The 11,409-nt window shown below is 59.1% G+C and carries 10 protein-coding genes; 5 read left to right on the forward strand and 5 right to left on the reverse strand.

Going from position 1 to position 11,409, the window contains the following annotated elements:
• Nucleotides 1-512 precede the first annotated feature (512 nt).
• Nucleotides 513-2,216 carry an ABC1 kinase family protein gene (locus tag ACYQ2I_RS08640; protein WP_460166607.1) on the forward strand — a complete coding sequence of 568 codons (1,704 nt, stop codon included), beginning with the start codon at nt 513-515 and terminating at the stop codon, nt 2,214-2,216.
• A gap of 27 nt (nt 2,217-2,243) precedes the next feature.
• On the opposite strand, the gene ACYQ2I_RS08645 is transcribed toward ACYQ2I_RS08640, so the two are convergent.
• Nucleotides 2,244-2,474 (reverse strand): hypothetical protein, encoded by a 231-nt coding sequence (locus ACYQ2I_RS08645; RefSeq protein ID WP_460166608.1) that lies wholly within the window; start codon nt 2,472-2,474, stop codon nt 2,244-2,246.
• A gap of 418 nt (nt 2,475-2,892) precedes the next feature.
• Between ACYQ2I_RS08645 and rpsU the strand changes: the two genes are divergently transcribed.
• The 3 genes from rpsU to ACYQ2I_RS08660 all read left to right on the forward strand — a co-directional run bounded on the left by rpsU (nt 2,893) and on the right by ACYQ2I_RS08660 (nt 6,034).
• The gene (gene rpsU, locus ACYQ2I_RS08650; RefSeq protein WP_460166609.1) at nt 2,893-3,087 is read left to right on the forward strand and encodes a 30S ribosomal protein S21; all 195 of its coding nucleotides are present in this window, start codon (nt 2,893-2,895) and stop codon (nt 3,085-3,087) included.
• A gap of 204 nt (nt 3,088-3,291) precedes the next feature.
• On the forward strand, nt 3,292-5,340 hold the full coding sequence (locus ACYQ2I_RS08655) for a hypothetical protein (RefSeq protein WP_460166610.1): 2,049 nt from the start codon (nt 3,292-3,294) through the stop codon (nt 5,338-5,340).
• 271 nt (nt 5,341-5,611) lie between these two features.
• Nucleotides 5,612-6,034, forward strand: a complete 423-nt coding sequence (locus ACYQ2I_RS08660; protein WP_460166611.1) for a hypothetical protein — start codon at nt 5,612-5,614, stop codon at nt 6,032-6,034.
• Here the strand turns inward: ACYQ2I_RS08660 and ACYQ2I_RS08665 are convergent.
• From ACYQ2I_RS08665 to ACYQ2I_RS08675, 3 genes are read right to left on the reverse strand one after another with little or no spacing between them, the layout of a single operon-like run.
• Nucleotides 6,029-7,189, reverse strand: coding sequence for an N-acetylglucosamine-6-phosphate deacetylase (locus tag ACYQ2I_RS08665; protein WP_460166612.1), 1,161 nt, complete (start codon nt 7,187-7,189; stop codon nt 6,029-6,031). The genes ACYQ2I_RS08660 and ACYQ2I_RS08665 overlap by 6 nt on opposite strands.
• Nucleotides 7,190-7,204: 15 nt before the next feature.
• Entirely contained in the window at nt 7,205-7,981 is a 777-nt protein-coding gene (locus ACYQ2I_RS08670; RefSeq protein WP_460166613.1) for a hypothetical protein, read from the reverse strand.
• A 19-nt stretch (nt 7,982-8,000) separates the two neighbouring features.
• On the reverse strand, nt 8,001-8,513 hold the full coding sequence (locus tag ACYQ2I_RS08675; RefSeq protein ID WP_460166614.1) for an RNA polymerase sigma factor: 513 nt from the start codon (nt 8,511-8,513) through the stop codon (nt 8,001-8,003).
• 237 nt (nt 8,514-8,750) lie between these two features.
• Here ACYQ2I_RS08675 and ACYQ2I_RS08680 point away from each other — a divergent pair, with 237 nt between their 5' ends.
• Entirely contained in the window at nt 8,751-8,963 is a 213-nt protein-coding gene (locus ACYQ2I_RS08680; protein ID WP_460166615.1) for a hypothetical protein, read from the forward strand.
• Between the two features lie 220 nt (nt 8,964-9,183).
• On the opposite strand, the gene uvrB is transcribed toward ACYQ2I_RS08680, so the two are convergent.
• Complete coding sequence (uvrB, locus tag ACYQ2I_RS08685) at nt 9,184-11,310, reverse strand: excinuclease ABC subunit UvrB (RefSeq protein WP_460166616.1); 2,127 nt, start codon at nt 11,308-11,310, stop codon at nt 9,184-9,186.
• Between the last annotated feature and the right edge of the window lie 99 nt (nt 11,311-11,409).

Here is an 11,409-nt window from a genome sequence, read left to right on the forward strand (position 1 = left end):
ATCGGAGTGACCGTTCTGACGAACATCACTCCGAGCCAAACTTACGAGAATCGGATTCCATTCGTTTCTGGAACCCGGCTCTCGTCCTTTTGGCCGGGGGTTATCCCCTCACGAGTGTGCCCTCAAATTTAGTGGGCTTTGTTCAGCTCGTCAAGGGGGCCGGGCGATTTTTTTCTTCGCCCTGACGCCGGTCGTCGGCGTCTTTTCGAGACAAGTCATTATATCGACCGTCTCGACCCTTTCAACCCGCCCCATTCGAAATTTTCTTCTGGGCCGGGCTGCTTCTCGGATCGGCTCATGCGGCCGTCGCGAGAAGCTTAATCACACCATTTGTGGCGGCTTTCGTCAAGGGGCCGCCGGGTGATTTTTTCGGGCTCGGTTCGCTTGCCACACGCTGTCGCGTGCGAGCTTCGAACCGCAAGTTAAGATTTATAGATCGGCCGTCGCGAAACGTAAAGGGGGGAGGCTCGCGATTCGGCGAAAAACTTTACGGTTTCCGCGAGGACGCTGGGATGCGGATTTCTGCGATCGCTCAGATCTATAAGCACGGATATCGCTGGGGCGAGATTCTGGCTGTGCTGAGCAAATACGGGCTGGCCGACTGGATCGGACGTCTCGGCCCGGAATTTGCCAAGGATCTGCTCAAATCACAGAGTGGAACCGCGATCGCGCGAATTTCGTGGGAAACCCGTTGTCGGCTCGCGCTGATCGAGTTGGGGCCGGCGTTCATCAAGCTGGGACAAGTGCTCAGCACACGCCCCGATGTGGTCGGCGTGGCGATGGCCAAGGAATTCGAGGAACTCCAGACCAACGTCGAACCGGATCCGCCCGAAGTGGTTCGCAAGACTCTCGAGGCCGAACTCAACCGACCGCTTGACGATGTGTTCTCGGAATTCGAAGAGACGCCCGTTGCGTCGGCGTCGATCGGCCAGGTGCATCGCGCACGCCTGAAAAGTGGGGAGCGTGTGGTTGTCAAAGTTCAACATGCTGGGATTGCCCGCAAGTTGGAGATCGACCTCGACATCCTGATTGCGTTGGCCACGTTGATGGAGCGCATGCCGGAGTTTGCGCCCTATCGCCCCAGAGCGTTGGCGCAAGAGTTTCAACGAATGCTGTCGCGCGAGCTCGACTTCACTCGCGAGGCACGCCACATGGAGCAGTTTGCCCGCAACTTCGCCGGGGATCCGCGGATTCATATTCCGCAGTGTCATCGTTCCCTGTGCACGAAGCGCGTGCTGACCATGGAACGGCTCGACGGAATTCCATTGCGAGACCGCGAAGCGCTGGTTCGTCAAGGCGTCGACCTCGAAAAGATCGCAAAAAACGGGGCCGATATCTTCCTGAAGATGATTTTCGATCATGGGTTGTACCATGCCGATCCGCATCCGGGGAACGTGGTCGTGTTACCCGGCGATGTCATCGGGCTGTACGATTACGGCATGGTCGGGCGAATCGACGATCGGCTCCAGGATCAAATCGAAGAGATGCTGCTGGCGATCTCCGGGCAAGATGCCGAGTACCTGACGGCCATTATTACCCGCGTCGGAGCCGTGCCGCCGGGATGCGATCGGGCTTCGCTGGCCGTCGATGTCTCGGACTTCGTCAATTACTACGGGCATCAGCCCATCGATCAGTTCGATTTGGGCGGCGCATTGACCGAAATGACTGAGATCATTCGGCGATACAAAATCACGTTGCCCGCCCGGGTCACGTTGTTGATCAAAACCCTCATCAGCCTCGAAGGCACGGCGCAGCTCGCGTCGCCGCGTTTCAATCTTGTCGAGGTGATGCGGCCCTATCGGCGTCACATGTTGGCGAAGCGGTATTCGCCGCGAAAGATTTTTCGTCGCAGCCGCCAGTTCTACTGGCAGGTGCAGCACTTGATCGAAATGTTGCCGCAAGGATTGACGGACGTTTTTGAGCAGATCCAAAGCGGCAGTTTCGACATTCATTTGGATCACCGGGGACTCGAGCCCTCGGTCAATCGTCTCGTATTAGGATTGCTCAGTAGTGCATTGTTCATCGGCTCGTCGTTGCTGCTGGCAGGCGACGTTCCTCCGCACCTCGAGTCCGTTCCCTTTCTGGCCCGGTGGATCGAACTTGGCGCCATGCGGCAACTATCGTTGCCGGGGATGGTCGGGGTTGCGCTCAGCGCGCTGATGGGCGTGCGGCTCTGGTATGCCATCAAGAAATCGGGAAGGCTGGAAGATCGTTGAGCCGAGCCGTTCCGTGTGCCAGAGAAACTAGTCGGCCGCATGGGGGCCGTCGTCGACCGGCTGCTGAGGGCGACGTGTCCATTCGTCGAGAACGGCTTTCACTTTCCGGTCCAGTTCATCGAGACTCGCCGTCAGCTTTCGATGTTTTTCTTCCAATGCGCGAAACAGTTCTGTGGGGTCAATTGCAGTGGCGTGATGTGCGTGGCCGGTTTGCGGGCCTCGTCCTGCTTGGGGAAACATCACGGATGTGTTGCTCATGGTGGGAAACTCCCTCTGATGGTTGGGCAGGTTCATGGGCCGTCGTGTCAAATCGGCCGATGAAACGGGGGATTCCAGTCTTGAACGAGCGGAATTCTTCGGTTTTGGGGAACGACGGCGCAGTGGTGGTAAACTTTGCGGATCCTATCGGCGATCATGGGAAAAAGAGATGGATTGGATTTCCCCACTGGAGGGGGTGTGTCGGTCGTGCGCCCTGGAGGCTAGACAAGTGTGTCGCTTCGAGGTAACATCATACGTTCTCGCCGTTTAGGGCGAGGATGATGCGATACCGCAGCGGCAACATCACAGGCAGTCGCGGAAACATTTTGCGGTGAATGACGGTGAGGTACGGCGAGCTGTCGCCGCCGTGCCGGTGCGAATCCCCATTGGACGTTTGGTTGACAGAGGAGGATGCTTGGTGGTCAAGTTGATTTTGCGCGAGGGGGAATCGGTCCAGGAGGCCGTGCGGCGGTTTCGGAAGCTGGTTGAACGCAGCGGCATCAAGAAAGAAATGCGTCGCCGCGAGTACTACGAGAAGCCCAGCGAAACCCGCCGTCGGGCCCGACTTCGGGCTGAGCGTCGCGCCCGTCGTAACCGCATGCTGGGACGCTGAAACCGAAGCTGAGCAATCCGCTCCGGTCCGCGTCCGACCGGGGGGAGCTGCATTCAGTACGGCGGCTTTGCCGCCTCTAAGATCGCAATGAACATCAGGCGGACCATACCTTTGTCGCATCGCGGGTGGTGGTCGGCCTTTTTCTTTGCTGTGGCAGTGGTTGCGACCTCCGCCGCTTTCGGGCGATGCGAACCGCGATGTGTCGTGGTTGCTGCCTATGGAGATCGTCCGGCGAACGTCCGCATTACCGTGCGCAGCGGGACGTTGCGAGGTCGGTTGTTACCTGGGGATATCGTCGTCTGTTTTGCTGGTGAACCGCTATTCGTTGCCGCGTCGTGTGACGGCGAGGACGGCGAAGCCGGGCGGCAGGTGGAACCGGGGGAGTTGGCCGTCATTCTAGCCGGGCGTGAACAGGACTCGCCGCATATCCTTCGATTCTTCGACGCCGCGGAGACGGACAACCTCGAAACCGAAGCCGCCTCTCGGTGGTGGGAAAAGAGGCTTCACACTTCTTCCCGTACCGGTTACAGGCATGTGGGCCGATATTGGTTGCTGCCCGGACCGGCAGCGATGTTGCGGATCCCGACCAAAATCCTTGTCGACGATGATGAGCCCGCCGCCCGTGCCGTGTGGGAAGCTCGTTTGCGGGAGCGAATCGAGCGGGCCAACGACGTCTTGCGGAAAGCCGTTGGGACGGAACTGGAGGTCGTGGCCGTATCGGAATGGCGTAGTGACGACAAAGTTCAGTCGTTTTCCGATACTTTCCGTGAGTTCGTTTCAAACGTATCTCCCGAACCTGGCGAACTCGCGATCGGCTTCACCTCGCAATGGCCGGCTGATGCCCGCGAGAATCGCTTGGGTGGTGCCCGCGGCTTACTCGGAACGCACGTGCTGCTTCGGACGGCGGGAGCAAAGGTGACGGAGGCTGAGCGTCTTCAAATGCTTCTGCACGAATTGGGGCATTACCTGGGGGCCGTGCATATTCGGGATGCTGATTCGCTGATGCAGCCGGTTCTTGAAGAACGTCGCGCCCGGGCGAAGGAATTTCATCTTGGGTTTGATCCGCTAAATACGCTGTTGGTCAACCTGTTGGTAGATGAAATCGTTCAGCAGCACGGTCGTTCCGAACGATTGCCGGCGTCGACGAGCGAGAAAGTTTATGCAGTCCTGGACGTGATCGACAGAGTCGGACCGAAGGACGGCTCGTCGGCCCGATTACGTGAGGTGATCGCCCTGTTGGCTGATCCCCCTGCCCCGCTGGGAACTCCCGGCGTTGAACCGGTGCCGCCGCAGCCGGCATCGGCAAACGATTCCGATTCGCACGATGAGCCAAGGCGTGAGGAAATCACGACAAGGCAAGGCCGCGACGTCGACAACGACACACCGGAAGAAAAGCCGTCCGTTCCGCGAGAAAATCCATCTCCAAGCGAATCGATCGCAACGGGGAAGTCGCGTGAGATCGACGAACGTCCGGCTGAGCATCCCGAGTTGACGACACCGATCGGAACTTCAAAAGAACAGGTCGTTCCGTCGGACGAAGGAATTGCCGCGTCTGCTGGGGCGATCGTGCGGGCAGTCGTTGAACAAGCCCGCCAGACTCGCCAAGGGAGCGAGGAAACCGGCGGGCGGCTCGAAGGGGACGGCTGGACGGAATATCTTGTGCGGGAGACGGCTTCTGCGGCGTGCCGTTTGCCGGCTGATCGACAAAGTGAAGCCCCGAAGGCCTTTCTACTTGCCCTGGGGGTGTTGTTCGACGACTCAGACATGATGCGCCGCCAGCCGATTGTGGGGCGGGTTTGGCGGGAAATCGAGACAGAGGATCAGCGGGCGTGGCGCATTCGCAGCCTGGGGCGAATCACGATTCAGGACCGTCACGATTGGGCGCAGCATTTCGCCGTGTCGGCGGCGCTTACGGCCGTGGTGGGGCCCGGCATGGCCGAGACGGCGGGACGAATGAAGGAATGGCGGGATTCGGACGGCGGTTCGGGGTGGAGTTTTGCCGATCTGGGCGCGGATCTGGTGGGTGTCGAGTTTGCCCAGCGAATTCTGACGAGTCGATTGTCGCTTCAAGCTGTTTCGCAAAATTTTCGATTGGACGATTTTTTCCCTCCGCTGCACGGGATGGAAGAGGGACTTTCTCGAGACGACGTTCTACGACGTTATGGCGGGATGGCGACAGCCCGCATGAATCAGGCGGTCGAGACGCTTCGTAGGACGATTTTGGAGCGTCCCGGATATTCTGCTTCTCCCTGATCTTGGGGGCAAAAGCCGTGTGCCAAAATGGCAGGCGAATAGCTCTTTTAGCTGGAAGTAGACCGCACACGGCTTGGAATATGCATCCTCACTCACGTGAATAGATGTGACGTAAGTTATTGTTGTATAGGGAGATATGGCAGTGTCAGGCCGGGGCGGCAAACTTCCCTGAAAACGGAACGAAGTTTGCAATACGTCTGTGTACCTTTGTGTAGCGTTCCGATCGAACCGCACTACATCAGGAGACGGGTCAAACTTCGAGGTGCCGAAAATGGATCCCCAACAACTCCGAGGGCAACGCGTTGCGCGTCGTTTGCGGGAGTGCGAGGGATACCTGGAACTCGGGCTGCCGCACAAGGCGTTGGAACGGCTGGATTCGATTCGCGATGTGGGCGAATGGCGCGGCGTCGTCGAGATGCTCCGCGGCCGCATCTGCTTGGTAATGGGGGACTTGCCGAAAGCTGCCGAGGCCTTTCGTGCTGCGGCCGAATACTCGAGTGCCCCCCATGATCGGTTGGCTTGGGGATCACTCAGTCACGTCTACCGTCTCTGTGGTGAGCCGTTGTTGGCGATTCAAACCTTGGGGCGTGCTCGTGGGGCGTTTGCGAAGCCGTATCAAGGACCGCACGGGAACCAGTGGCCTTTTGGCCAAGATCTCGGCACCGGATCAGGCGATGTCGGGGCGGCGTCATGAGGTCTCCGGACGCACGACCTGAACGACCGTCGGCTGAACAGGGGCGCTTGTGGCATCCGTCAAGGCGGCAGTTTGGAACACGACCAGTTCGGCTGGAGCGCCTGGTGTCAACGAAGCCGGCCGATCGCCCATCAGACGGCACGGGACGACTGAGGCCCAATCCCACGCTGTCGAAAGCGGCACTTCGGCTGCGCGGGCGGCGGTGAACACGTTGACAAGCAGCGGGAACGAGGCTGCCGCCAACAGTGCCGGGTTCGCCCCCGAGACGATCTTGCCGTTCGCCAAAATCTTGATGTCCCCCAGTTGAGTGCGGTAGCGTCCCGGATCGCACCCGGCCATCCCGGAAAGGTCGCTTACCAGGCATGTCTTGTTGTGGCCTTTGACCCGTGCGATCACCTTGATGACCGCATCCGGCAAGTGGAAGCCGTCGGTGATCAAGCTCGCAGTGAGGCGGTCTTCGGCCAGTTGGGACCAAATGTAGTTGGGGTGTCGCGGAAGGATCGGATGCGCGCCGTTTCCCAGATGCGTACTCAAACAGGCGCCCGCCTCGGCGGCCGCCCGTATCTGGGAGTCGTTCGCTGCGGTGTGACCGATGGCGACGCGAATGCCGTCGGTCGTCAGCCGCCGAATGAAAGAAACACTCTCCGGGTACTCTGGGGACAGAGTGACCAGGCGGATCGTGCCCTCGGCCGCTCGTTGCAGCCGGTCGTACAACGTCTGATCGGGCGGAACTACGTATTCGGCCGGATGCGCCCCGCGAGGACCGTCTTGAGGACTGATGAAGGGACCTTCCAAATGAATTCCGGCGATCGCAGAATGGCGATGCCGTCGCCGGTATTCGGCAATCGTCGCGACGGCATGCTCCATGATCTCGGGCGCATTCGTCGTGACGGTGGCCAAGAATCGTGTGGTGCCCGAGGCGACCACCGCTCGACAAATCCGATCGACGTCTTGGAGTGCGAGATCGGGGGAGGAAAACTCTTTGCCGCCGAAGCCGTTGATTTGAAGGTCGAACAGGCCGACCCCCACCCACGGCAGGGATGTTTCGTCGGTTGATGTTTCGAGCGGACGGGCGTCGGCGATGTGTCCCGAATCAATGGTGAGGCGTACCGGTTTATTCCCTCCGATGGGACGGGCGACGATTTCCGTGACCATGGAGTTCGCTCGACGCTAAGCGATGGGTTCGGCAGGCGCCAGAAAACGGCGATAGGTGCGGGGATCGCCGGCAACGACCAATGCGTATACGGTCTCCCCTTCCCGCCACACAGCAACGGAAGTCCGACTGCCTCGCACCTGCGGCAAGCGGGGCGGAAACGCCGGACAGCGATCGACGGGGATCCGAGCGGCGTACAACGTGGCGACCTCTTGGGTGCGTAGCCGAATATCGAACGCCACGGCTCGGAAACTGCCCAATTGTGCGATTCGCCACGTAATCGCGGCCTCGCGACGTAATTCGTGAGGGAAGGCGAATTCCGGTTCGGCGGTGTCCAAAGCCGTGCCCGTTCCGAACAGGGTTGCTTCGGCTTTCCAGTTTTCTTGTGCCATTGCGGCGATCTGCGAGATCGTCCGGCGTGGTTCCGGCGGCCGAAAGAGCCACGCGATGATTGCGGCACCGGCAGCCACCGTAGAACCGGCGCCGAGCATGGTGAGGATGCTTCGGCGCGTCCACCGGGAGCGTCGAACGACGGGCGCCGGTATTTCGGCCGTTGCGTTCAGCCGTTCGAGAATGCGATCTTCAAGCCCGTCCGGGACGGGCGTTTGCGAAAGGGCTTCACGAACGACGGCGTCGAATTTGCATGACTCTTCATATGCGGCCGCCGCCTTCGGATCGGTCGCCATCAGCGCATGAAAACGGCGCGCAACGGAATCATCGGCACCATCCCGCTCGGGACGGAACACCTCGAGCAAATCGTCGGGATTCGGAGAGGTGTTTTCGGGATTCGTCATCGGCCGTGTTGCCCGAAATCTACGATTCGAGACCACGCCGCGTCTCGATTGCCGGTGCCAAGAGGCTGCGCAGTCGCTTCTTGGCTCGCGAGAGGCGGCTCATTACCGTCCCGATTGGAATATTCAATGCTTCCGCAATTTCACGATACGGCAATTCTTCGAAATAATGCATCAAGACGACCACCCGAAAATCGTCGGGCAGTTCGGCGATTGCTGCCGAAAGCCGTTCCCCGTCGAAAGGCGGTTCCTCTACGTGATCCGTCAGTCCATCACCGGTTTCGCCCAAAAGGACCGGGCGATTTCGACGTTTCGACTTCAAGAACAGCGATCTCGCAATAGCCAACAACCAACCACGTGCGCCTGACGGCTCGCGAAGTTGATCGCGTTTTTCCAAGGCGCGGGCGAACGTTTCTTGTGTCAAATCCTCGGCATCCCCGACGTTTCCGGTCAGATGGTACGCGTAACGATACACGTCTGCCGCGTGATCGCGTACCAACTGTTCGACAGAGGGTGATACCGACGGCCGCTCCATAACGAACGTTGCCCTGTTCTGGTAGATGCGCCGACTCCACCGATTATTCCCCAAAAAGGCTGGCTGCCCTTTTAGGGGGTGGTTCATCCTACAGAAGAAAAATTTAGCTTTTCGGGGAATAGATTCCTAGGGTTGAGGGTCTTTCTCGTTGTAGAGCTAGTCGCTGAGTCGGTCCCGATCTTGGGGATCGCAAAGCAAACTTTTCCTGTTTTTCCCCTTTGAGGAGGAGTGTGTGAGATGAAGAAGTTCGCGTTGTTCCTGATGATGTTGTTGGGCGTCAGCTTCCTGACCATCGGCTGCAACAAGCCCGCCGCGACCGAGGGCGGTGACGAGCAACCTGCCGCGACGGAAACCGAAGCCACCGGTGAAGAGGCTGCCGAAGAGGCTACCGGCGAGGCGGCGGAAGAGGGCGCCGAGGGCGAAGCCGCTGAAGGCGAGTCGGCCGGTTGATCGCCACCGAAGCCATCCGGTGTTGCCCAATCAACGCATGTGTTCCCTCTTGCCGAGGGGCTGCATTGGTGTTGAAGCCGGCAACGGCGGACGGAATGTAACGCATAGAATACCGGTGGAAAGTCTTGACGGGGCTTTCCACCGGTTTCTCTTTTGGGGCACCGTTGTGCAGCGACGGGGCTTTCAATTGTCGACCGGCGACAAGCGGCTGCAGCTTGGATTATGCCGTTCGTCCTCCTCGGCGCGGAATACGTTTGGCGGACGACTTGCCCTTGCGACGCTTCGTCTTTGCTTTGCGCTGAGATGGAGGCCCCGCTGAGCGGCCGCCGGATCGTTGCTCTCGCAATTCCATGATCCGGTCGCGAATGGCTGCCGCGCGTTCGAATTCCAGGGCCTCTGCGGCTGCGAGCATTTCGGCTTCCAGTTCGGCGAGGTATTCCTCGGTGAGAAAGGTCTGTTCGTCGGCGCGGCCGACGGCGGCGTTGGCTGCGCGGTGCGCGGCCACTTCCGACTCGATTCCTTGTCGGATGTTCTTGCGGATCGTTTCCGGCGTAATGCCGTGCTTTTCGTTGTATTCTTGCTGTATCTTACGACGGCGATGCGTTTCTTCGATCGCTCGTTGCATCGAGTCGGTGATCTTGTCGGCGTACAGGATCACTTTGGCGTTGACGTTACGAGCGGAACGACCGATTGTTTGGATCAGCGACGTTTCGCTGCGTAGAAAGCCTTCTTTGTCGGCGTCCATGATGGCTACCAGCGAAACTTCGGGCAAATCGAGTCCTTCTCGTAGCAAATTGACGCCTACCAGCACGTCGAATTGCCCTTCCCGAAGCTCACGTAACAACTCGACACGCTCGATGGCGTCCAGTTCGCTGTGCAACCACTTGCAGCGGACGTCTTGCTTACTGAAATAGTCGGCTAAGTCCTCGGCAAGTCGTTTCGTCAGCGTGGTTACGAGAACACGTTCACCGACGGCCGCGCGCTGCCGAATTTGTTCCAACAAGTGCGGAACCTGATTTTGTGCCGGTACGACTTCGATTTCCGGATCGAGCAAGCCGGTCGGACGAATGATTTGCTCGACGACCTCGCCGCCTGTTTGAGCCAGTTCGTAGTCGCCCGGTGTGGCCGAGACAAAAATCACTTGGTTGATTTTCTTTTCCCACTCTTCGAATTTGAGGGGGCGGTTGTCCAGCGCACTGGGTAATCGAAACCCGTGCTCTACGAGCGTCGTCTTGCGACTGTGGTCGCCGGCGAACATACCGCGGATTTGTGGGACGGTGACATGCGATTCGTCGACAAACAAGAGAAAATCGTCGGGAAAGAAGCTGAACAGCGTGTCCGGCGGCGAGCCCGGCGGACGCCCCGACAACGGCCGCGAGTAGTTTTCGATTCCGGGGCAATACCCGATCTCTTGGAGCATTTCCAGGTCGTACCGGGTGCGGGCGTTCAATCGTTGCGCTTCCAGCAGTTTTCCGGCCGCCTTCAACTCTTTGACCCGCTCGTCGAGTTCGCGCCGAATTTCGTCGACCGCTCGCTGAATGCGTTCCATCGGCAGCACGAAATGCTTTGCCGGATACACGAATACTTGTTGCTCACGGCGAATCACTTCACCGGTCAACGGGTTGATGATCGACAGTTGCTCGACTTCGTCGCCCCAGAACTCGACCCGGTAAGCGAATTGTTCGTATGAGGGGTAGACCTCGACACAGTCGCCGCGAACGCGGAAGGTGCCGGGGCTGAATTCGACATCGTTCCGTTCGTATTGGATGTCGATCAATTTTCGCAGTACGACGTCGCGGTCGATGATCTGACCGACCCGCAAACCGACCATCATGGATCGGTAATCTTCGGGCGATCCCAATCCGTAAATACACGAAACGCTGGCGACGATGATGACGTCTCGGCGGCTCATCAGCGCACTCGTGGCCGCCAGCCGAAGACGATCGATTTCTTCATTGATCGAGGCGTCCTTTTCGATGTAGATGTCGCGCTGCGGAATGTACGCTTCGGGTTGGTAGTAGTCGTAGTAGCTGACGAAATAGTGGACCGCGTTGTGAGGAAAGAATTCACGAAACTCGGCGTACAGTTGGGCGGCCAACGTCTTGTTGTGCGATAGGACGAGTGTCGGACGTTGGGCATACTGGATCACGTTGGCCATCGTAAATGTCTTGCCCGAACCGGTAACGCCCATTAAGACTTGCGCGCGCTTGCCCTCGTCAAGGCCGCGACACAACTGTTCGATCGCTTTGGGTTGATCGCCTGCGGGTTGGTACGGCGCAACGAGCTGGAACACGGCGGCAGGAACTCCTGGATGAGGGGTGCGGCCGATCGGCCGCGGATCATGCATCGATCAACGCCCGAAACAGAATTGAGTTGTCGTTAATTGTATCCGCTTCGGGATGCCCGGATGAGGTCCCGTCCTTTCGGTCGTCGGAAACCGGGTCGC

Source organism: Thermostilla marina (assembly GCF_054657455.1).